Origin of the sequence: Streptomyces sp. NPDC005648 (assembly GCF_040605395.1) — a bacterium.
Taxonomy (GTDB): Bacteria; Actinomycetota; Actinomycetes; order Streptomycetales; family Streptomycetaceae; genus Streptomyces.
Map to the genome: position 1 here is coordinate 1 of NZ_JBEXCS010000117.1, position 21308 is coordinate 21308.

Sequence of the window (21308 nt, forward strand, 5' to 3'; positions counted from 1 at the left end):
GGGGCAACCCCTCACGAGTTCGAATCTCGTATCCTCCGCAGCCGCCTGAACAGGCGAAACGAAGAGCCGAGCCGCGATTGCGGCTCGGCTCTTCGGCGTGGACCGGTTGCATTTTTGGTTGCACTTACTGCCGACATCCAGGACATCTCGGCGCACAGCCGAGCGCACACTTCCGCATCACGGCGGCTGGTCGGCACCAGCTGTGGCGGACCCCTACGGGACCTGGCGGTAGATGCCGCGACGGGTTACCGACGGCCAGGATCCACACGACGATGTGGCCGTCCTAGACGGTGTGGACGACACGGTGGTAGCCGGCCCTTGAGCCACTGGCGCAGGCTCCGGTCGGCCCCGCGCGTTGCAGTCGGGGGGCCACAAGCCGCCAACGCTCACTGGGGGGAACCAGCCCTCATGCGGCACCCGCCAACCATGGGGGTACGCCAGAAGGAAACGGTGCGTATCGGAAAGCGCCTGCCGCACAGGGTGGCCGCTGCTCTCCCACCCCGCGAAGGAAGGTCGGGCCGTGCCGGGCCCCGAAGCACCGTCACCCCCGCGCCGTGGACAGGTCCGCCGACGCCGGCCTCCACCTGCTGGCAGACCGACTGCTCAAGGCCACGCCGGAGACACCCGTCGTCGCCGGTACGCGACCAACTTTCCCCACTCCCATCTCCACAGCGTCATGAGGCTCATGCCCAAGCGAAAGGGAGATAGTATCGCAGGAGATAGTATCGCTAGAGATACTATCTTCATCGGGAGCCTACATGCGTCGATTCATCGGGCGGGAACGCGAGCTGAACGTGCTGGGCAACGCCTTGCAGACGGTTCACGACGCCGCCGGGTCGGCGAAACCCGGTAAGTGCATCCTCATGCGCGGACGGAGGCGGGTCGGCAAGTCCAGCCTGGTCGAGGAGTTCATCCGGCGGACCGAGACGCCGTACCTCTTCTTCACCGCGGCGGGCGGCACGGCGGAGGACGAGCTGACGGAGCTGCTCGACGCCGTCGCCAGATCCACCCTGCCGGAGCGGGAACTGTTCTCGGAGGAGACCCCGGAGCAGTGGAATGCGGCACTCAGGCTGCTTGCGGAGATCCTGCCCGACGACACTCCCAGCGTCGTCGTCATCGACGAGGTTCCGTATCTGATGGACCGCATCGACGCCTTCGAGGGCATGCTCCAGCGGGCATGGGACCGGCTGCTCAGCCGCAAGCCGGTGCTTCTCCTCCTGGTCGGGTCCGATCTGTCGATGATGGAGGCGCTGAACAGCTACGACCGGCCTTTTCACCAGCGGGGCCGGGAAATGATCGTGGGGCCTTTGAACCCGGCGGACATCGGCGAAATGCTCGGCCTGTCTCCGGCCGCCGCTTTCGACGCCGCTCTGATCACGGGAGGTCTACCCCTGATCTGTGCCGAGTGGCGGGCAGGAGCGGATGTCTGGGAGTTCCTCCGCGACTCGCTGGACAACCCGATCTCGGCGCTGCTGGTCTCCGCTGAACGGTCGCTGGCCGCGGAGTTTCCGCCGCAGGCGATGAGCAGGGAGGTCCTGCGGGCCATCGGATCCGGGGAGCGCACCTTCACCAACATCGCTCGCGCGGCGGGCGGCATCGCCCACACCACGCTCACCCGGGCCACGGACGTCCTGACCGAGAAACGGGTCGTGGCCGCCGAGCTGCCGCTCTCACCCAGGCCGTCGAAGGAACGCCGCTACCGGGTGGCCGACCCCTACCTGCGCTTCTGGCTCGCATTTCTGGACCCGCACATGGCGGAGATCGAGCGGATGCGAGGGGATCTCACTCTGAGTCGGATCAAGGAGCAGTGGAAGAGCTGGCGGGGCCGCGCGATCGAGCCCCTGGTCCGGGAATCCCTCGCCCGCCTCCTGCCGGACGGGCTCCTGCCCGCCGCCCCGGCGATCGGAGGGTACTGGACCCGCAACAACGACGTGGAAATCGACTTGGTGGGCGCCGACCGGCAGCCTGTGGCCAAGCAGTTGCTCTTCCTCGGCTCGGTCAAGTGGTTGGAGAACTCCGCGTTCGACAGCCACGATCTGGCAGCACTGCAGAAGCATCGGGCGGCGGTCACCGACGAACCAGTACCGCTCGTGGCGGTCTCCCGCAGCGGGATCAGATGTTCCGGTCTCCAGGCGGCCTACGGCCCCGACGAACTGCTCACCGCCTGGCGCAAGGTGTGAGCAGAGCTGGGCTTCTATGGTTGCAGTTCTGGTCGCATTCGCCTCCGTCCGCTGCGGTCCGGACAGAGATCGCCCGCACCCTCCGCCGCAGGTCAGGACGCCCCCGGCCTCAGTCGAACCCCGAGACGAACATTTGGAAAGCGTGTTGGGGGCAACCCCTCACGAGTTCGAATCTCGTATCCTCGCGCGTCCGGGTCGTTCGTACAGTGGCGCGCTCCACCTGGACGCCATGAACCACGCCCGCTCCACGGTGTGTGGGTCGACGGCGGACGGGATGGGAGCCGGGGAGAGCGATGGGTGAAGGTGAGTGGAAAGCCGAGGCGGGGACGGGAAACCGTCAGGGAAGCTTCCTCATCGTTCGCAGGCCGACCCAGTAAGCAGCGAAGGCAACCGCGCAGCTGACGATCCACGCGACTGTGTGGGCGTAGTCCGGAACCAACTGCTTCGTCGTTTCGAGAGCCGGCGGGTCAGTGAAGAAGAGGCCGGTTGTAGCGGCCAGGAAGGCTCCAGCCTTGTCCTTGGTCCACTGTGCGTCCAGCTGGGGAGTGCTTGTCACGAAACGGTTGTACCGGGCACCCGTAGGGTGCACAAGACCAGACCGACAGTCGTGCCCGTTGCGCGCCGGAGCATCGCTCGCTCACATCGCCGCCAAATTAGGCTAAATCGCGACCTACTACGACCCTGTCAGATTCGCTCACACTCGAACACATGGGGGCGGTAGAGGATCGCAACACGCACTTATGCCATCGCTGCGGGGTGACGAGCCTCACCGTGCGCGAGCGCGGGCGGATCGATCTCATGGCCAGGTTCTGCGAGGCGTGTTGGAACGTCTTCGCCAACGAGATGGCCATGGCTGACGGCGCCACCGCTCCACCGAGGGCGGAGCCGGATCCCGACGACGCGTCATGGATCGAGCCTCCGACTTGCCCTGAGTGCGGTGCATTTGTTCGCATCTACCCAACCACGTACGACCGATGGGTCAGCCTCGCCACGGTGGAGATGCCCGCCAAGGACGTCCCACAGCCGTTCCGCTGGCGTTTGATGAAGCTGCCGGACCGATCCCGCATCGCGACCGATATCGTGGCCGTACGGGTCCGTGGAATCGATCCACTACCCGGCGAGTCTGTCGTGCCGGCCCACCGCATGATGTGCGGCCCCGACTGGCGGGAGCCGTAGATCCCTACGGGGAGCCGGCCCGTGCCCCCGACGTGCCTGGTCGAGCGGAGACGTGCAGGGAGCAACGGGGAGTGCTGGTGAGCGTCCCGGGAAGCGCCAGGTCAGCCAGGACCGGGGACGGCCGTCTCAGTTTCCGTCTCATTCAGCGCCGTTCAGGACCGTTCAAGCGGGACCAGAGCCGGTAGCCGTTCCTTCGGCCAGCCGCCCATGAACGCAGGTGAACGCCCCCGTACGCGTACTCAAGCTGCTCACCGTGCTGAAGCAGATCTGCAACCACCCCGCCCAGTATTTGAAAGAGCACAGCCTGAAAGAGCACAGCCTGCGCCAGTCCACTCCCCTGCGGGGCCGCTCCGGCAAGCTCGATCTGCTCGACGAACTTCTCGACACCATCACCGCCCAAGGCGAATCCGCGCTGGTCTTCACGCAGTGCAAACAGATGGCGGCTCTGCTGGAGAAGCATCTCGCCGAGCGCGGCGTCCCCTCTCTCTTCCTGCACGGTGCCACCCCCGTCGCGCGGCGCGAGGAGATGGTGGACCGCTTCCAGCGCGGTGAAGTGCCGGTGTTCCTGCTGTCGTTGAAGGCGGCGGGCACCGGACTCAACCTGACCCGCGCCAGCCATGTCGTGCACTACGACCGCTGGTGGAACCCGGCCGTCGAGGACCAGGCCACCGACCGCGCCTACCGCATCGGCCAATGTCGAGATCGACTTGGTGGGCGCCGACCGGTGGCCAAGCAGTTGCGCTTCCTCGGCTCGGTCAAGTGGCTGGAGAACTCCGCGTTCGACAGCCACGATCTGGCCGCACTGCGCTGCCGTTCAGCACCGTCCACCACCCGACCGACATGACCGACGGAAAAGCGCCCGCCGACAGCCCCGCGACCCTCTATGGGCCCGTCTCCCTCTGCCGGCCGGTGCCCTCGCCGTCACCTTCGGGATTCTCGGTCTTGCCCGCGGACTGAATCGGGGGCTCAGCGCGGTCGGCGTGATCGCGGGGGCGTTGGGCGTGCTCTACCCGATGTTCGTGGTCGCGGTGCTCGTATGACGGCCCGGGGGAGCTGCCGCCGTGGGATCCCGGGGGCCACGGATCCGGACGGCGGGGTCATGCCATGGAGCGGCAGTCGTTCCACAGCGTCGCCAGCCGGGACGGGATCTGGGTGATGGCGGCGCAGCCCCGGGGGTCGGCGGGCAGGCCGGCGCTGGCCACGTACTGCCAACCGGTGCCGGGGCGTTCGACGAAGTACTTCATCGCGGCTCCGTCGTCCTGGAGGGCGACCTGTTCCGCCTCCGTGCTGCCGGGGGTGAGCTGGAAGCGGGTGCCGGCATAGCGGACGCCGTCACAACTGCCGTAGTAGAAGGTGCCCTTGACCGGGGTGATGTGGCTGAGGCGGGGCTGGGCCTGGCGGCCGTAGTCCGTCGTGACGCTGGCCTTGACGGCGGGCGATGCCAGCAGGGAGCGGCAACCGGTGCTCTCGGCCGGGGAACCGGTGGACTTGGCGGGTGAGCCGGCGGTCGTTCGGCCGGCCGACGTGCCCGGCGACGGGGACGCCGCGGCCGACGAGGACGGTGATTGCGCGGCGCTGGGAGAACTGCCGTGCGCGCTGCTGTCGCCGTCGTCGCTCTGGGTGCAGCCGGCGAGCAGGGTCATGGCAGCGGCGGCCACGCCGAGAGCGGCGGCCCGGGACAGGGAACGGTTGCGGTGCGCCATTTCGGACTATCCTCTCTGACACATCCAGACAGATCTGAGATATCCAGACAGGCCGGAGATGGCGTGATGGCGTAACTCGCATACGTTCTCCCGGTCTTGTGCATCAAGACGCTTCTCCATGCGCTGCGGTTTCACCGCCCGACCGCCCGACCGCCCGACCGCCCGACCGCCCGACCGCCGAGAGTCCCGTCAGCTGGTGACCATCTGGCGGCTCTGCCCGCCGGGAGGCAGCGGCTGCCGGCGTCTGCGGTCCCGTACCGGCCAGAACAGTACGTACGCGGTGGACACGACGACGAAGGCGAGGCGGACCAGGCCGCGGGTCGCGTCGTCGGGGACGGCGAAGACGGTGCCGTAGAGGGTGATCAGGGCGATCCAGCTCCACCAGGGGACCAGACGGCGTTGGCCGATGACGTCCCACAGGAGCGTGCCGAGCAGGACGGAGGCCGTGTAGTACGTGTAGACGCTGGGATCGAGGGCGATACGGGCGTTGGCTCCCAGCAGGACCACGGCCGGCCAGCGGCCTCGCAGGACCGCGAAACAGCCCAGGGCGAGGCCCGCCGCGGCCTGGGCGGGGCGGTCCCACAGCGGGGTGCGCGGATCCTCGACGCCCAGCCAACGCAGCGCGGACGCGGGCTGGTTGGGGATGGTGAACCGCGCCGCGGCGAAGGAGTCGGGGGCGTCCAGGAAGAACGGCAGCCAGACCAGCGCCAACAGGACCGCGCACCATGCGCCCGCGCGCAGCCACCGGTCCCGGGGGAGGGCGAGGAGAAGGGGCAGAAAGGCCACGGCCGTCGGTTTGGAGTCCATGGCCAGGGCCAGTAACGCGCCCGTCGCGGCCGCGTTGCCGCGGGTGAGGGCCCGTACGGCCAGGGTCGTGAAGAAGAGGGCCAGGACGTCGTCCAGGTGTCCGAAGCGGACCGCGACCTCGATCCACATCGGGATGAAGGCGAGGCCCGCGATCAGCACGCGCCGGCGCAGGCGTTGGTGGTTGGTGCCGGTGCCCAGGAAGTGCCAGGCGGCGCTGCGCCCGGCCACCACCAGGATCACCAGGCCGAGCAGCGACATCACGGCGGCGGCCAGGAACTGGCCGACGGGCTCGGGGAACGGGTTGAACAGGCCCGCCGCCAGGAAGCTGAGCGGGCCCATCTGCAGTTCGGGGTGGTGGGCGTAGAGGTTCAGGCCGCCGTCGGGGCGGTGCGGGCCCGCGTAGAGCAGCTCCCCGCCGGTGCGCAGATAGTGCCAGGAGAAACCCCCGTGCCGCTGGACGACGGCGAACCACAGGACTGTCCAGGCGGTGAGCAGCACCAGGTGCATCCGCTGACCGATGGCCGGCACGGTTCTCCTACGCCCCTTCCGGTTGTCGTCCCTCTCTTGAGATGGCGGGAAGGCGGGGGAGGTTCGGTGGGGAGGTCGGTGGGGCGGTTCTGTTGCGAGAACCCCCCGGGTTTGTCCGTGATCGGTAACGGCGGGATCCGTGAACTGACTTACACCCTCTTGTCGTATGCACAGCATGCGCAGAATGCGCAGGGCGCACAGGATGCGCAGGCACACGGCGACGGCGGGGAACACGGGTCATGACGCGACACAGCGGGCGGGGTTGGTACAGCAAGGTGCTCGCGGCGGCGGTCGGGGTGACCGCGCTGGCCGCGATGGCCTCGGTGTGGGGCGCGCAGATCGGTGCGGCGGCGGGTGTCCCGGCCCACTCCGCGAAGTCGAACGCCAAGGCGCAGACCCGGAAGGTGGCACCGGTGTCGGCGGAGATCGCGCACGCGTCGGCCGGAGGCGCCCGTGCCGTCAACATCACCATCGACGACGGCCCCGACCCCGTCTGGACCCCGCAGATGCTGCAGGTCCTCAAGGACTACGGCGTGAAGGCGACGTTCTGCATGATCGGCCCGCAGGCGCAGGCCAACCCGGACGTCGTCAAGGCGGTCGTGGCGGCCGGGCACCGGCTGTGCGACCACACGGTGTCCCACGACACCACCATGGACAAGAAGTCCGAGGCCTACCAGTCGCAGGAGATCCTGAACGCCGAGGCCATGATCACCAAGGCGTCGGGCGGTGTGCGCCCGCTCTACTACCGCGCCCCGGGCGGCGCCTTCACCCCCTACAGCCGCCATCTCGCCGCCTCCCACGGCATGCGCCCGCTCGGCTGGAACGTCGACTCCAAGGACTTCGAGCGCGCCGGTACGGCCGCCATCGTCGCGACCGTCAAGAGCGAGGTCCCCAACGGCCCGACCATCCTCTTCCACGACGGCGGCGGCGACCGCTCCGAGACGGTGGCGGCCCTGCGCGAGGTCCTGCCGTGGCTGAAGCAGCAGGGCTACACCTTCGGTTTCCCGGTGCGCTGACGCCGTCAGTGCGCCGACGCCGTCCCTCAGTGCTCCCGCTGGCAGCGCGGACACCACACCGTGCCGCGCCCTCCCACCCGTGACCTGCGCAGACGCGTGCCGCAGCGCGGGCAGTGGGGGTCCGGATCGTCCCGGTGGCCGGTCAGCCAGGAGTCGCGCGGCGGGACGCGGCCCGTCGGGAGCGCCGAGCGCAGGGTGCGGCGCATCAGCGTGTGGAGGCGGTCGAGGTCCGGCCCGGTGAGGGAGCTCGCGGTCGTGGTGGGGTGCAGACCGGCGCGCCACAGGATCTCGTCGGCCAGCAGATTGCCCAGTCCGGCCAGGACGGACTGGTCGGTGAGGGCCGTCTTGACGGCGCCCCGGCGGCCGGAGAGCGCCGCCTCGAAGTCCGCGCGCCCCACCGTCAGCGCGTCCGGGCCCTGACGACCCAGCAGTCGTACGACGTCCTCGTCCGTGTCGGCCAGCCACAGGCCGCGCAGCTTGCGCTGGTCGCGGTAGCGGAGCTGGCGGTCCCGGGCCACGGTGAACAGGACGCGGTCGTGCGGTTCGGATGCGTCCTCGGGGCGGGCGCAGAGCAGCCGGCCGGTCATGCCGAAGTGCAGCAGCAGGGTCGGGCCGCCGGTGTGCGCGAGCAGCCACTTCCCGTGCCGCTCCGGCTCGGTGAAGCGTCGGCCCTCCAGGGCGTCCCGCAGGCGCCGGGCACTCACTCCGTGCAGGACGCCCGTGTCCCGCACCTCCACCCGCCGGACGACCCTGCCCTGCGCGCAGGACCGGAGTACCTCCCGGAATCCCTCGACGTCCGGCAGCTCGGGCATGGCCGTCACCTCGACACGCTGGTCCGCACGGGTCTCGTCCCGCACCGAGTGGGCGCGGGACGAGCGCATGAAACCTGCCCGTTCAGCGGGCCGCTCCGGGCCTGTTCGGAGCGTTTCTCCAGACCCGGCCCCTCAGCGCGCCTCGCGTACGACCGCCACGCCGCCCGCGGCCACCGTGACCGTCTCCCCGGCCGCCTTCCCGGTCAGCAGCTCGACCGCGTCCGGAGCCACCGGCACCTCCGCGTCCGAGTCGCCGTGGTTGATCAGGAAGAGGTAGTCGGCCTCCGCCCCGCGGCGCACCACCGCCTCCACGTCGGCGGGGGTCGTACGGACGGGGGTCACCCCCGCCTCCGCGCGGATGCGGTCCAAGAGCGCCGTCAGCGTCGTGGCGTCCGGACGGGTGGCGAGGTACCAGGCGGTGCCCGTGCCGTAGGAGTTGCGGGTGACCGCCGGGACCCCCGCCAGGGGACCGGCCGTGTACGACGTCACCGGCTCCGCGCCCTTCAGGCGCACCCGCTCCGACCAGAGGGTGGCCGTGCCGCCGTCGGTGAGGGGCACGGTCTGTCCGGGCAGGAGGGGGAAGAGTTCGTCCGTGTTCACGCCCAGCGCCTCGCGGAAGGCGCCCGGGTAACCCCCGAGGCGGACATGGCAGTTGGTGTCCACCATGCCGCTGTGGAAGCCGACCGCCAGCGTGCCGCCGCGCTCGGCGAAGGCCGTCAGGTTGGCCGTGGACTCGTCGTCGACCAGGTAGAGGCTGGGGACCAGAACCAGGCGGTACGCGGAGAGGTCAGCGTCCGGGCGGACGAAGTCCACCTGGACGCCCGCCCGCCACAGCGGCTCGTACCAGGAGCGGACCAGGTCCAGGAAGCGCAGTTCGCCGCTCGGCTGGGAGGGCAGCTCCATCGCCCAACTGGAGTTCCAGTCCCAGGTGATGGCCACCTGGGCCTGCGTGGTGCTGCCCCGCACCTCCGCCAACGCCTTGAGGTCCGCGCCCAGTTGGACCACGTCCCGCCAGATCTGGCTGTCGGTGCCGGCGTGCGGGAGCATCGCCGAGTGCCACTGCTCGGCGCCCGCCTTCGCCGCCCGCCACTGGAAGTAGGCGATGCCGTCGGCGCCGCGGGCCACATGGGCGAGCGCGTTGCGGCGCAACTCCCCCGCCGTCTTGGCCCGGTTGACCGGCTGCCAGTTCACCGCGCCCGTCGAGTGCTCCATCAGCAGCCAGGGGCCGCCCGCCAGGGAGCGGACCAGGTCACCGCTGAGCGCGATGTCGATCTGGGACTCGGCGTCGGTGGAGCGCAGGTAGTGGTCGTTGGAGACGATGTCCAGGGCCGGGGCCCAACGCCAGTAGTCCAGCGCCTCGAAGCTGAAGTTCACCATGAAGTTGGTGGTGGCGGGGGTGTCCGGGGCCGCGACCCGCAGGACCTCGGCCTCCGCCTCGTACAGCGACAGCAGCGCGTCGCTGCAGAAGCGGCGCCAGTCCAGCTGGTGGGTGGGGTTGGGGACCGCGCCGGTGGCGCGCGGGGGCAGGATCTGGTCCCAGTCGTAGTACCACTGGCTCCAGAACGTGGTGCCCCAGGCGTGGTTGAGGGCGTCCAGGCTCGCGTAGCGGTCCTGGAGCCAGGCGCGGAACGCCTCCGCGCTCACGTCGCAGTAGCACTCGGCGTTGTGGCAGCCGTACTCGTTGTGGACGTGCCACATCACCACGGCCGGGTGGTCGGCGTAGCGCCTGGCCAGTTCGCCGGTCACGCGCAGGGCGGCCTCCCGGTAGGCCGGGCTCGACGGGCAGAACGTCTGGCGGCTGCCGTACGACAGCCGGCGCCCGTCCTTGTCCACCGGCAGGGCGTCCGGGTGCTCCACGAAGAACCAGGCCGGCGGGGCCGCCGTCGGGGTCGCCAGATCGGCCGCGATGCCGTGGCTGTGGAGCAGGTCGAGGATGCGGTCGAGGCGCGAGAAGTCGTAGGTGCCCTCGGAGGGTTCCAGCAGCGCCCAGGAGAAGATGTTGACGCTGACCATGGTGACCCCGGCCTCGGCCATCAGCCGCATGTCCTCGGCCCAGACCTCCTCGGGCCACTGCTCGGGGTTGTAGTCGCCGCCGTACGCGATACCCGGCAGCTTCAGCGTCCTTGATGTGGATCCGGTCATCGGTCCGTTCCCCCCAGAAGGCGCCGCGTCGTGCGCACGCCCCACTCGTCCAGTGACAGCAGTCGGTCGCTGGAGGCCATCAGGCCGCCCGTCGCCTCGACATGGGCCGCCCAGCGCTCCCTGGTCTCCACCGCCGGGCGGGCCATCAGGCAGTCGGGGTCGTTGACCCAGAGACGGCCGTGCTGCCACTGCCGGCCCACACCGGTGAACTCGGCCGGGTCCTGGCCGGGCTGGCTGTAGTCGTCGGCCTCGGAGCGGCGGTGCGGGGCCGTGTCGGGGCTGACGCGCATGGCGTCGAACAGGCCGATGGACGGCAGGACGGGCGCGCCGCAGCCCAGGAGGTAGGCGTCCGGGCCGATCGCCTCCCGGATGAGCTCGATCCCGGAGCGGTACGCGGTCAGCGCGTCGACGTCCGCGTGCCGTACGCCGTCCAGGGCGCCGGCGTAGAGGAAGTCGACCTTGAAGTAGTCGTAGCCCTCGGCGCGCAGGGTGCGGAAGACCTCGGTGAGGTAGGCCGCCGCCTCGGGGTGGGCGGTGTCCAGGACGCGCAGGTCGTGGCCCCAGTTGCGGCCGGCGTGGGTGAAGCCGCCGTCGGTGTCGCGGACCAGCCAGTCGGGGTGCTCGGCGGCCAGGTCGCTCGCCGGGTCGACCAGGAAGGGGGCCGTCCAGATGCCGGCCCTTCTCCCGCGCGCCCGGATGGCGTCCGCGATGCCCTGCCGGGAGTCGAAGCGGCCGGAGAGGGTGAGCCAGTCGCCGAGGGCCTTCTGGTAGCCGTCGTCGATCTGGACCACGTCGATGGGCAGGTCGAGGGTGTCCATCGCACGGATGTTCTCGTGGATGTCGTCCTCGGTGACGTCGGTGAAGTACTCGTACCAGGAGCACCAGACGGTGGGTGCCGGACGCGGGGCCGGTACGCCGAGCGCGGTGGCCCAGTCCGCCAGCACCGACTGGATGTCGGCGCCGGTCCACTCCTTCACCGGGCCGTCGGCGGTGATCTCCGCGACGGCGTCCGTCACGACCAGGCGGATCGACGGCACCTCGGCGGTGGGCTCGACCGCCGCCCACAGACGGGCCGGTGAGCCGTCGCCCGGGTCCAGCGCCAGCAGGCCCTCGCCCTGGAAGGTGTCCTCGGGGGCGGTGACGCCGGGGCGGTAGCAGACCGTCGCCCAGTTGTCGTTGGTGGGACGGTACGGCTTCTCACCGAGGGCGTAGGCGCCGCTGGGGCTCCAGGACTGCCAGCCCTCCTCGTGGACCCGGGCGTGGACCGGGTCCACGGGGACGGTGGCGACGGTGGTGAAGGGGTGGGGCACGGTGGTTCTCTTTCGAATCGGTGCTATGTGACATAGCACTGACGGGACGTCAGCCCTTGTTGGCGCCCAGGGTCAGTCCGCTGACGAACTGCCGCTGCAGTACGAAGTAGACGATCAGGGTGGGGATCGCGGTGAGCAGAGCGCCGGCGGCGACCAGGTTGGGGTCGGTGAAGTACTGGCCGGAGAGGTTGTTCAGGGCGCTGGTGATGGGCATGTTCTCGCCGGTGGAGATCAGGACGATGGCCCAGAAGAAGTCGTTGTAGATCCAGATGGACAGCAGGGTGGCCAGGGCGGCCATGGCGGGCTTGCACAGGGGCAGCACGATCTGCCAGTACATCCGCCACACCGACGCCCCGTCGACCAGCGCCGCCTCGGTCAGCTCGTGGGGCAGCATGCGCATGTAGTTGGACAGCACGAAGGCGCAGAACCCGGACTGGAACGCCACATGGATCAGCACGAGGCCCAGGGCGGAGTCGTAGAGCTTTCCGCTGGCGGTGATGCCGGGCAGGTTGATCAGCAGGTACATGCGGTACAGCGGGGTGATGATCACCTGCTGGGGCAGGAGGTTGCCGGCGGTGAAGACCAGCAGCAGGACGATGTTGAGGCGGAAGTCGAAGCGGGAGACGTAGAAGGCGACCATCGACGACAGCAGCAGGGTGAGCAGCACGGCCGGCACAGCGATGATCAGCGTGTTGCCGAAGTAGTGCAGCATGTCCGACTGCGTGAAGGCGTTTTTGAAGTTGTCGAAGGTCAGTTTGCTCGGCCAGGACACGTAGCCCTTGGTGCTGGTCTCGCTGTAGGGGCGCAGGGCGGCGTAGATCGCCCACAGCAGGGGGGCCAGCCAGGCCAGCGAGGTGGTGATGAGGAAGGCGTGCAGAAGGACGCGGGCCGGGCGGAGGGGGGTGCGCTGCTGGGCCGGCGCCGCGGTGCTCATGGTGCTCATGCCTGGCGCTCCTTGCGGAAGGTCGCGATCAGGTAGGGGATGATGACCGCGAGGGAGATCACCAGCAGGACCACGGCGATCGCGGAGCCGTAGCCGATCCGGCTGGACTCGCCGATGATGTTGTTGGTGATCAGGATCGAGAGCAGTTCCGTGCCCTGGGCGCCCTTGTTGAAGACGAAGACCAGGTCGAAGGCGCGCAGCGCTTCGATGATGGTGACGACGAGGACGACGGTGTTGGTGGGGCGCAGGGTGGGGAAGATGACGTTCTTGAACGTCTGCCACTCGTTCGCGCCGTCCAGGGCGGAGGCCTCGCGCAGGGAGGGGTCGACGCCCTTCAGGCCGGCGAGGTAGAGGATCATCATGTAGCCGGTGTGCCGCCAGGACGCGGCGACCAGAACGGCCCACAGGTTCAGGTGCGGGTCGCCGATCCAGTCGATGTAGTGGCCGGGCTTGTTGGCGCCGATGACGCTGTTGATCAGGCCGGTGTCGGGGTTGTAGACCAGCTGCCACACGAACCCGGTCACCGCCAGGGAGACCACCACGGGCAGGAAGTAGGCGGTCTGGTAGACCCTGGAGAAGCGGATCTTCTTGTCCAGCTGGACGGCGAGGAAGAGGCCCATCGGGGTCGGGACGCAGATCAGCACCACGAACCAGATGATGTTGTGCTCGACCGCGGGCCAGAACTGCGGGTTGCTGGTGAACAGCTGGTGGAAGTTCTGCAGGCCGACCCATTTGATGGAGTCGAACCCGATGCCGTCCCAGCTGGTGAAGGCCAGGAAGATCGAGGCGATGGCGGTGAGCCAGACCAGGGCCACGTGCAGGACGGTGGGCACGCCCGCCATGAAGGCGAGCGTGAGACGGTCCCGGCGGGTCAGCAGCCGCTGATGACCGCGGGGAATCCGCTTGACGGCAGGCGCGTGCCCCGGAGGCGGCACGGCCGCCTCCGGGGACTTCGTGTTGGTGTCGATGCTCAAGATGGCCGCTCAGCTCACGAAGACGCGAAGATCTGCTTCTTCTGGCGTTCGATGGACGTCAGCAGACTGTCGATGCCCTTGGGGTTCTGCAGGAACTTCTGCAGACCCGGCTGCATCACCGTGGAGGTGAAGTCCGGCCGCGAGTCACGGTCCATGAACTGCGTCAGCGACTTCGCCCCGCTGATCATCGTGTACGCCTTCTTCTGCAGCGGCGTGTAGGAGGAGGTGTCGGCCTTGCTGGAGGCGGCCACCACGCTGGAGTCGGCCTTCAGGTAGATCTGCTCGGCCTCCGGCGTGCCCAGGTACTCCATCAGCTGGGCGGCACCGGCCTTGTTCTTGGGGGCCTTGGAGACCATGAAGCCGTCGGTGGGCGCCTCGACCGTGTCCTGCCCGAACGCGGAGTTGATCTCCGGGAAGGCGAAGAAGTCGAGGTCGTCCAGGTCGGCCTTGTTGGTGAACTGCTGCGCCACGAAGGTGCCCAGCAGGTACATGCCGGCCTTCTTCGACACCAGGGTCTGCGCCGCGTCCTGCCAGGTACGGCCCATGAAGCCGTCCTGGTGGTAGGGCAGCAGCTCGGCCCAGTGGTCGAAGACCGCCTTGACCTTCGGGTCGGTCCACGACTCCTTGCCCGCCATCAGGGACTTGTGGAAGTCGTAGCCGTTGAGGCGGAAGTTGATCTGGTCGAAGGTGCCCATCGCCGGCCAGGCGTCCTTGTCACCGAACGCGATCGGGACCAGACCGTCCTGCTTCATCTTCTTGCACAGGGTGACCAGCTGGTCCCAGGTGGTCGGGACCTCGTAGCCGTGCTGCTGGAAGACGCTCTTGCGGTAGAACAGCGCCCACGGGTACGTGTACAGCGGCACGAAGTAGTACTTGCCGTCCTCGCCCTTGGACAGCTGCTTCATGGCGTCGGGGAAGTTGCCGCCGATCTTCGCCCACACGTCGTCGATCGGCGACGCCAGGTTCTTCGCCGCGAAGAACTGCATGCGGTAGCCCGCGAACCAGGTGAACACGTCGTCCGGCGTGCCCTGCAGATACGAGTTGATCTGCTCCTGGAAGGTGTTGTGGTCCTTCGTGTTGACGTCGACCTTGACGCCGTACTTCTTCGTGAACGCGGCGTAGATCTCGGCGAACGCCTTCTTCGGCACCGCGTCGGAGGAGTTGGAGCCGAGGCTGACGGTCTTGCTGTCCGACGAACTGCCGCTGCTGCTGCCACACGCACTCAGCAACGGGATGCCCGCGCCCGCAAGCAGCGCGGCACCACCCACACCACGCAGCAGACTGCGCCGGCTGGGCGAAGGAAGAGAGAGACCCGAGGGGGAGAGGTCCATGTACGGCTCCTGAAGGCAGGGTTCGGTCGCCTGAGCAGCAAGTCGAAACAAGTCGAAAACGACCAGAAATCAACTCGACCGAACATCGTGGGCGTAATAACAGCCGCATGTCCGCTCATGGGTCAAGAGTGGGTGAAGACCTTTGTTGAAACGTGACCGACATGTTTGTGATCGTTTCGTCCGAGTGGTCGACCGAAACTGCCCGATTGTGGCCGTGTATGCCTGATTTTGGATGTGACTCTAGCGGGCGATCCGCACGGACTTCGAGACGGTGACCTGATCGATATCCGACGTCCTGACCGTGGCGTTCATCGTCCAGGTGCCGGCGATCGGCAGGGTGACGGAGTTCGTCCCCCAGTAGCCGCCCAGGTTCTTGAGCCGTGCGTCGATGGGGCCGATCCGCTGCGCGCGGAGCGTGAAGGAGAGCCGCAGCTCGGGGACGGTGGAGATGCCTCCGTCGGGCCCGAACACCACGGCCTGCACGTTGTTGTCGCCGACCCGGCCGGGGTCCAGGGTGATCTGCACCTTGCCGTGCCCGTTCGGGGTTCCGACGTCGAAGGGGATCGTGGTCACGGACGCGGCGGGCAGCCCCGCGGCCGGCGCCGGCTGCCGCGCCGCCTCGGCGGCGGCCCGGCCGGGGAGGGTGCCGGTGAGAACCGTGGTGACGACCAGGACGAGAACGCCTACGGCGACTTCGGCCAGCACGCTACGGCGAAGGGCCCGGCGGTGCCGGTCGACCGTACCCGCCTCCCGCGCGGGCGCCTCCGGCCCGGGCAGCGACGGCCCGCCGCCCACCGGCTCCGGCACCCGTTCCCGTACGACCGTCTCCGCCGGTACGGCCACCAGCCGTGCCGTCCAGCGCCGGGACTGCCCCGCCACGGTCAGCAGCAGCACCACCGCGGCCAGCTTCACCAGCAGCAGACGGCCGTACGTCGTCCCCGTGAGCGCGCTCCAGGAGCCGAGGCCGCGCCAGGACTGGTAGACGCCGGTGCCGACCAGGACGACCACGGAGGCGAAGGCGAGCCGCGAGAAGCGGGCCACGGTGGCCGGGGCGACCTCGGTGCGGTGGAGCAGGACCAGCAGCGCCGTCAGCCCGCCCAGCCAGACGGCCATGGCCAGCAGATGCAGCACCGAGGACACGATGGCCACGGGCACCTGGATCCCGGCGGACGCGTGCTCGGCGGCGGCCCAGGTGAGCGCGAGAGCCACGGCGAGGACGGTGCCGAGGGCGAGGAGGAGCCGCGAGGCGAAGCCCGACCCCGGCTCGGCGGAGACCGGCAGGGCCCGGCCCGAGTCGAGTTCGGAGGACGGCAGGGCCCGGGCGGTGTCGAGTCCGGCGGACGCCTGCGACCGGGCAGTACCGAGCCCGGCGGACGCCTGCGACCGGGTGGTGTCGAGTCCGGCGGACGCCTGGGGCCGGGCGGTGTCGAGCCCGGCGGACGCCTGGGGCCCGGTGGCATCAAGGTGGGGGGAAGGCCGGGACCCGGCGGTGTCGAGTTCGGCGCGGTCCACCCCCGCCGTCCATGCCCACCCCGCTCGTTTGCGGAGCGACACGAACGCGAGGGCGGCCAGCAGGAGCAGCGCCAGCCGTAGCAGCAGAACCGCCCCTGGACGCCCGGTCAGCGTCCGTGTGAAGGCCCCCGGGTCGAAGGCCGCCGAGGGGCCCGCGCCCGTCTCGTACGGAGCCCGTAGGGCCAGCAGGAGCAGGGTGGCGCCCAGGAGGGTCCACCAGCCCGTCACCAGGGGCCTCCGGAGCGGCGCCGGGTCCGCCGGGCGGCAGAGCGCGACGAAGGCCGCCGTACCGAGGAGCAGGGCCGCCGCGAGGTAGGCCAGATAGCGGGCGATGTTGTAGAGGCTCGCCGTGGCCGGGTTCTCGACGGGACCGGGGTTCACCGAGGCCACCGTGGCCGAGGCTTTGCCGACGGAGAAGGTGAACGCGCCCGAGACCGGGTGGCTGTCGGCCGAGACGGCCCGCCAGGCCACCACGTACGTGCCCTGCGCGAGCTTGGCCGGCAGGGTCACCCGGGCCGTGTCCGAGCCGCCCGGCCCGTGCTCGGCCTTGCCCGTGCGGACCCGCCTGTTGTCGGGGTCGAGCACCCGGAAGGAGTCGTCGAGCAGACCGACGGACTCGGTGAAGGTCAGGGTGATGCTGCGGGGCGCGGACTTCAGGACGGTTCCGTCCCGGGGGTCGGTGGCGGTGAGGGCCGCGTGGGCGGAGGCCGTTCCCCCGCCGAGAACCAGCAGGACCAGCACGGCGGCCAGCAGGACCAGCCCCTGGACTCCTCTGCGGCCACCGGGCCCGGGGAGTCCTCGCCCCGAGCCGCCCGCACCCTCACGCTCCACGTGGTCTCTCCGTCGTCGGACTCGCCGCCTTCCGGGTAGGTACGCACGCGATGCGCCGAACGCTCACCAGGTGGGCCGCGCCGACACCCCGCCGTCCACGACCAGATCGTGCCCCGTCACCCAGGAGGCCAGGCGCGAGGCGAGGAACACACAGGCGTCCCCCACGTTCTCCGGCGCCCCCAGCCGTCCCAGCGGCACGGCCTCCCGCCACCTCCGCACCCCCTCCGGCCACTCCTCCGCCAGCCCTTCCCGTCCGATCAGCCCGGGCGAGACGGTGTTGACGCGGATCCCGTACGGCCCGTACTCCAGCGCCGCCGACCGGGCGTGCATCACGACCGCCGCCTTGGACGCGCTGTAGTGCGCGTGCAGGGCCGCCGGCTGCCGCGCCTCGATGGAGGCGATATGCGTCACACTGCCGCCCCCGCGTTGCCCCATGATCTCCGCTGCGGCCTGGGTGCACGCGAACACGCTCGACAGATTGGCGTCCACGACCGCCCGCCACTCACCGGCCGTCATCCCGGCCAGCTCCCGCACCGGCTGCACCCCCGCGTTGTTGACGAGTGCGTCCAGCCGCCCGCCGCCCCACTCGGCCGCCTCCCGCACCACCCGCGCGCACACGCCGTCGTCGGTCAGATCACCGCGCAGCACGACGGCCCGCCCACCGAGCCCGGCGATCCGCTCCGCCGTCTCCCGCGCCGGCTCCACAGCAGTACGGCAGTGCAGCGCGACCTCGGCGCCCTCCTGGGCGAACCTCAGCGCGATGCCCCGGCCGATGCCGCCGCTCGCGCCCGTGACGAGGGCGACCTGTCCTTCGAGGAGTCTCATGGGCGGCAGAGTTCCAGGATGAGCTCGGCCCGGTCCGGATACCGCGCCGTCAGCTCCGCCGCCACCCCGTGCTCGTACCCCTCGTAGGTGAACCCGGGCGCCGTGGTGCAGCCGAAGAAGGACCACGCGCCGACGGTCCGCCCGCCCATCCAGGTGCCGGCGGGGACGGTGAACTGGACGTGCTGGCCGCCCAGCACGTCCGGGCCGAGGACGGCCGTGGAGGAGGTCCCGTCGGGGGCGAGCAGCAGGAGTTCCAGCGGGTCGCCGAGGTAGAAGTGCCAGATCTCGTCGGCGGGCAGGCGGTGCAGCGCGGAGAAGTCGGACGGGGTGAGCAGGGCGACGATCGCCGTGCCCTCCGGGCGCCCGTCGGGGCGCGGGGGCCCCGCCCAGGTGGAGCGGAAGAGCCCGCCCTCCCTCGGGATCGGTTCGAGTCCGTAGTGCGCGACGAGGTCTTCCACGGTCACCTGGGTCACGCGCCGAAGGCTACCTCCCGCTCCAGGAACGCCAGTTGCGCCCGCTTTCGCGGCAGATACACCTCCGGGAGGTCGATCTCCGGGAGCACGACCACCGGACCGGCGACGAAACCCTGCCGCAGGAAACGGGCGACGGCCTTCTCGTTGCGCACATCGGGGTCGACGACGACCCGGCGCCGCCCGAGGTCCTTCAGCACATAGGAGGCGATCGCCTCGAACAGTTCCCCCGTCCACCCCGGCCGCGCCCCGCCCGGACCAGCGGGCGCGAGCAGGACATGGATCCCGATGTCGCCGTCGCGCACCGCGTAGCACTCGCTCACCCGGTCGGCCCCGGGCTCGTAGGTCTGCAGCAGCGCGACCGGTTCGCCGTCCCTGGTGAGGAGGAAGGCGTGGTGGGTGTCGAGGGTGGCCATATGGCCGTAGATCTCGGCGACCTGGTCCCTGCCGAGGCCGTTCATCCCCCAGAACACGGCCCGTTCCTCACTGACCCAGCGGTGGACGACCTCGGCGTCGGCGGCCGCGTCGAGAGGCCGGATACGGACGTCAGACATCGCTCTCCTTCGTCAGCCGGTCGAAGTCGGTGACGACCGGGGCCAGATCTCCCTTGAGCCACAAGGGAAGTTGATCGCGGTGATGGCCGGTTCCGGGCACCCCGGACGCACCGAAGGGGACCACCCACCGGCTGTCCTCGCGCCGGGCCAGGTCCCACACATAGCGGGCGGCCGGCCCCCGCGCGCTCAGATCGGTGACACCGGGCACGGCCGAGGTGCACAGCACACAGTCGTGGTCACCGGACAGACCCGGTTCGTCGTACGACGGCTGCGGCAGCGCCCGCCACGGCACGAGCCGGTGGCTCTCCCCCCAGACCCCGCCCGGCGGCCGCCCGGCCACCTCCTCCAGGGCCGCCCGTACGACCTCCTGCCGGTCGACGCCGTACAACTCCTCGGCCCGCAGCAGGTGTTCGAGGGCGAAGCCGACGCGGGGCCCGAGGGCGAGCCAGGGCAGCAGGATCTCCGGCCAGGCGGGCGGGACCGACAGGGCGGCGAAGGCCGGATGCGCCGCGAGCTTTCGTACGACGGCTCCGCGCACCGCCGCGTAGAGGGCCGCGTCGGCGCTGTCGGCGTCCATCCGGCGGTCCCAGTGCAGCAGGCGGTCGCGGAGGGCGGCGGCCTCGGGGGACAGCTCGGGCAGAGCGGCCAGACGCTCCAACAGGGCGGCTGCGGAGGCGAGATGGGTGTCCATGTGGATCACCGGCATGTCCCGGGCCGACCAGTGTTCCTTCTCCGCCAGCAGCTCCCTGATGCGGTCGGCCCGGTGGGGCGGGGCGAACTCGACGCCGAGCGGGGTGGCCAGGCCGCGCTGGTTGGCCATCACGGCGATTCCGTCCGGGAGTTCGGCGGCCCGGGGCGGCTCGTGCCAGCCCTGCCACTCGTGCCCCGGCTGCCAGGCGGGCACGAGCCGCGTCCGGTTCGCCTCGGCCCGCACCGGCACGCGCCCGGCGATCCGGTGCAGCAGGCCGCCGTCGGTGTCGGCGGCCTGAAGGACATTGACCGGCTCGGCCCACAGGTCCGCCGCCCGATCGACATCGGAGACCCGGCGGGCACGGAGGAGGGGGAGGAGCGCGCCGAAGCCGAGGTCGGCGGTGACGCGGGGCGGGTAGCGGAGGGAGACGGCAGTGCCAGTCGCCGGTTCGGTCGCCCCGGCATCGGTATCGGTATCGGTCACGATCACCGGTCCGCGCTCCGTCTCGATCACCTCGACCTCGACCGCCGCCTCCCCCGCCACCTCCACGGTCTCCAGGTGCCGGGACGCCGTCCGCCACGCCCCGTCCGGGCCGAGGGCCTCCACTCCCGTCCCCGTCCGCCGCAGCCGTTCCTCGTACAGGTCCTGGTAGTCGGCCATGGCGTTGGTGATGGCCCACGCGACCGTCCCGGTGTGCCCGAAGTGGGCGATGCCCGGCACCCCGGGCACGGCGAGGCCGACGACGTCGAACTCGGGGCAGGAGAGATGGATCTGCTGATAGACACCGGGGTCCTCGATGAACCGGTGCGGATCGCCGGCGAGGACGGCCTGCCCGGTCGTGGTCCGCGCCCCGCTCAGCAGCCAGCCGTTGCTGCCGGAGGTACCGGGCCCGTCCGTGGCGAACAGCCCGACGGCCTCCGGCCCCAGATGCCGTACGGCCCGCTCCCGCCAGAGCTTCGCCGGGAAGCCGGCGAAGAGGATGTGGGTGGCGAGCCAGACACCCAGCGGGGTCCACGGCTCCCACCGGCCCGGGGCGAGTCCGACGCGCCCGAACTCGGGTGCCGCGCCGCGCGGCAGCTCCTCATTGACCCCGTCCGCGTACGCCCGTACCCACTCCGCCGTCTCGGGGTCCCGCTCCTCCAGGGCCGCCCAGCAGCGGCGGGCGGTGTCGTCGAGGCGGACACGGCGGGCGAACACGTCCCAGGCCACCGCCTCGGCGCCCAGGAAGGACGCCGAGGTGCCCCGCGCCCGGTGGCGTTCGACCTCCAGTTGCCAGGCCCGGTCGCGGGCGGTGACGGCGCCCTGGGCGCGGGCGAGTTCGCGGGCGCTGTCGGCGCGCAGGTGCGGGATGCCCCATGTGTCGCGGTAGATCTCGCTCGCCACTCCCCGACCCCTCTTCACCTTAAGTTAGCCTTGCCTAAGTAAGCCGTGGGGAATCGTACGCGAGCGATGAAGGCCCGACGGCGGTGGGCGTCCCGCTCCGCCGCGCGGCATGATCGAGGC

At 70.3% G+C, this 21308-nt stretch carries 16 protein-coding genes and 1 pseudogene; 4 read left to right on the top strand and 13 right to left on the bottom strand.

Features of this window, described 5'->3' with window-relative positions:
• The first annotated feature begins 758 nt into the window (after positions 1-758).
• From ABZT17_RS40105 to ABZT17_RS40115, 3 genes and pseudogenes are all read left to right on the top strand, one after another.
• Positions 759-2180, top strand: a complete 1422-nt coding sequence (locus tag ABZT17_RS40105; RefSeq protein ID WP_356356851.1) for an ATP-binding protein — start codon at positions 759-761, stop codon at positions 2178-2180.
• A 708-nt stretch (positions 2181-2888) separates the two neighbouring features.
• Positions 2889-3356 (top strand): DUF6083 domain-containing protein, encoded by a 468-nt coding sequence (locus ABZT17_RS40110; protein WP_356356853.1) that lies wholly within the window; start codon positions 2889-2891, stop codon positions 3354-3356.
• Positions 3357-3591: 235 nt separating this feature from the next.
• Positions 3592-4050 (top strand): annotated as a pseudogene (locus ABZT17_RS40115) (C-terminal helicase domain-containing protein); the annotation flags it as partial.
• Between the two features lie 403 nt (positions 4051-4453).
• Here ABZT17_RS40115 and ABZT17_RS40120 read toward each other — a convergent pair.
• Both ABZT17_RS40120 and ABZT17_RS40125 read right to left on the bottom strand, forming a co-directional pair.
• Positions 4454-5059 (bottom strand): hypothetical protein, encoded by a 606-nt coding sequence (locus ABZT17_RS40120; RefSeq protein ID WP_356356855.1) that lies wholly within the window; start codon positions 5057-5059, stop codon positions 4454-4456.
• A gap of 189 nt (positions 5060-5248) precedes the next feature.
• A complete protein-coding gene (locus ABZT17_RS40125; protein ID WP_356356889.1) occupies positions 5249-6373 on the bottom strand; it encodes a hypothetical protein in 1125 nt (374 codons plus the stop codon).
• 260 nt (positions 6374-6633) lie between these two features.
• On the opposite strand from ABZT17_RS40125, the gene ABZT17_RS40130 reads away from it, so the two are divergent.
• The gene (locus ABZT17_RS40130; RefSeq protein WP_356356856.1) at positions 6634-7410 is read left to right on the top strand and encodes a polysaccharide deacetylase family protein; all 777 of its coding nucleotides are present in this window, start codon (positions 6634-6636) and stop codon (positions 7408-7410) included.
• Positions 7411-7436: 26 nt separating this feature from the next.
• Here ABZT17_RS40130 and ABZT17_RS40135 read toward each other — a convergent pair whose 3' ends face one another.
• From ABZT17_RS40135 to ABZT17_RS40185, 11 genes are all read right to left on the bottom strand, one after another.
• Positions 7437-8222: a DNA-formamidopyrimidine glycosylase family protein gene (locus ABZT17_RS40135; RefSeq protein WP_356356891.1), complete on the bottom strand. Its 786-nt coding sequence runs from the start codon at positions 8220-8222 to the stop codon at positions 7437-7439.
• A gap of 132 nt (positions 8223-8354) precedes the next feature.
• Positions 8355-10364 (bottom strand): beta-galactosidase, encoded by a 2010-nt coding sequence (locus ABZT17_RS40140; protein ID WP_356356858.1) that lies wholly within the window; start codon positions 10362-10364, stop codon positions 8355-8357.
• Entirely contained in the window at positions 10361-11674 is a 1314-nt protein-coding gene (locus tag ABZT17_RS40145) for a glycoside hydrolase family 36 protein (protein ID WP_356356860.1), read from the bottom strand. Before ABZT17_RS40145 ends, ABZT17_RS40140 begins: the two co-directional genes overlap by 4 nt.
• A 49-nt stretch (positions 11675-11723) precedes the next feature.
• Positions 11724-12617 (bottom strand): carbohydrate ABC transporter permease, encoded by an 894-nt coding sequence (locus ABZT17_RS40150; RefSeq protein WP_356356862.1) that lies wholly within the window; start codon positions 12615-12617, stop codon positions 11724-11726.
• Positions 12614-13591, bottom strand: a complete 978-nt coding sequence (locus ABZT17_RS40155) for a sugar ABC transporter permease (protein ID WP_356356864.1) — start codon at positions 13589-13591, stop codon at positions 12614-12616. The genes ABZT17_RS40150 and ABZT17_RS40155 overlap by 4 nt, the downstream gene beginning before the upstream one ends.
• A 14-nt stretch (positions 13592-13605) precedes the next feature.
• Entirely contained in the window at positions 13606-14922 is a 1317-nt protein-coding gene (locus tag ABZT17_RS40160) for an extracellular solute-binding protein (RefSeq protein ID WP_356356866.1), read from the bottom strand.
• A gap of 240 nt (positions 14923-15162) precedes the next feature.
• Complete coding sequence (locus tag ABZT17_RS40165) at positions 15163-17193, bottom strand: copper resistance protein CopC (protein WP_356356893.1); 2031 nt, start codon at positions 17191-17193, stop codon at positions 15163-15165.
• Between the two features lie 135 nt (positions 17194-17328).
• A complete protein-coding gene (locus ABZT17_RS40170) occupies positions 17329-18090 on the bottom strand; it encodes an SDR family NAD(P)-dependent oxidoreductase (RefSeq protein WP_356356868.1) in 762 nt (253 codons plus the stop codon).
• Positions 18087-18554 (bottom strand): cupin domain-containing protein, encoded by a 468-nt coding sequence (locus tag ABZT17_RS40175; protein WP_356356895.1) that lies wholly within the window; start codon positions 18552-18554, stop codon positions 18087-18089. Before ABZT17_RS40175 ends, ABZT17_RS40170 begins: the two co-directional genes overlap by 4 nt.
• A 5-nt stretch (positions 18555-18559) precedes the next feature.
• Positions 18560-19114 (bottom strand): GNAT family N-acetyltransferase, encoded by a 555-nt coding sequence (locus tag ABZT17_RS40180; RefSeq protein WP_356356870.1) that lies wholly within the window; start codon positions 19112-19114, stop codon positions 18560-18562.
• On the bottom strand, positions 19107-21188 hold the full coding sequence (locus tag ABZT17_RS40185; RefSeq protein WP_356356872.1) for a penicillin acylase family protein: 2082 nt from the start codon (positions 21186-21188) through the stop codon (positions 19107-19109). The genes ABZT17_RS40180 and ABZT17_RS40185 overlap by 8 nt, the downstream gene beginning before the upstream one ends.
• Positions 21189-21308 lie beyond the last annotated feature (120 nt).

What these genes read in the sequence shown, in the direction of transcription:
- ABZT17_RS40135 (WP_356356891.1), bottom strand. Translation starts at nt 8,222, where the DNA reads ATGCCCGAGCTGCCGGACGTCGAGGGATTCCGGGAGGTACTCCGGTCC.
- ABZT17_RS40140 (WP_356356858.1), bottom strand. Translation starts at nt 10,364, where the DNA reads ATGACCGGATCCACATCAAGGACGCTGAAGCTGCCGGGTATCGCGTAC.
- ABZT17_RS40105 (WP_356356851.1), top strand. Translation starts at nt 759, where the DNA reads ATGCGTCGATTCATCGGGCGGGAACGCGAGCTGAACGTGCTGGGCAAC.
- ABZT17_RS40110 (WP_356356853.1), top strand. Translation starts at nt 2,889, where the DNA reads ATGGGGGCGGTAGAGGATCGCAACACGCACTTATGCCATCGCTGCGGG.
- ABZT17_RS40150 (WP_356356862.1), bottom strand. Translation starts at nt 12,617, where the DNA reads ATGAGCACCATGAGCACCGCGGCGCCGGCCCAGCAGCGCACCCCCCTC.
- ABZT17_RS40170 (WP_356356868.1), bottom strand. Translation starts at nt 18,090, where the DNA reads ATGAGACTCCTCGAAGGACAGGTCGCCCTCGTCACGGGCGCGAGCGGC.
- ABZT17_RS40160 (WP_356356866.1), bottom strand. Translation starts at nt 14,922, where the DNA reads ATGGACCTCTCCCCCTCGGGTCTCTCTCTTCCTTCGCCCAGCCGGCGC.
- ABZT17_RS40130 (WP_356356856.1), top strand. Translation starts at nt 6,634, where the DNA reads ATGACGCGACACAGCGGGCGGGGTTGGTACAGCAAGGTGCTCGCGGCG.
- ABZT17_RS40120 (WP_356356855.1), bottom strand. Translation starts at nt 5,059, where the DNA reads ATGGCGCACCGCAACCGTTCCCTGTCCCGGGCCGCCGCTCTCGGCGTG.
- ABZT17_RS40180 (WP_356356870.1), bottom strand. Translation starts at nt 19,114, where the DNA reads ATGTCTGACGTCCGTATCCGGCCTCTCGACGCGGCCGCCGACGCCGAG.
- ABZT17_RS40125 (WP_356356889.1), bottom strand. Translation starts at nt 6,373, where the DNA reads ATGCACCTGGTGCTGCTCACCGCCTGGACAGTCCTGTGGTTCGCCGTC.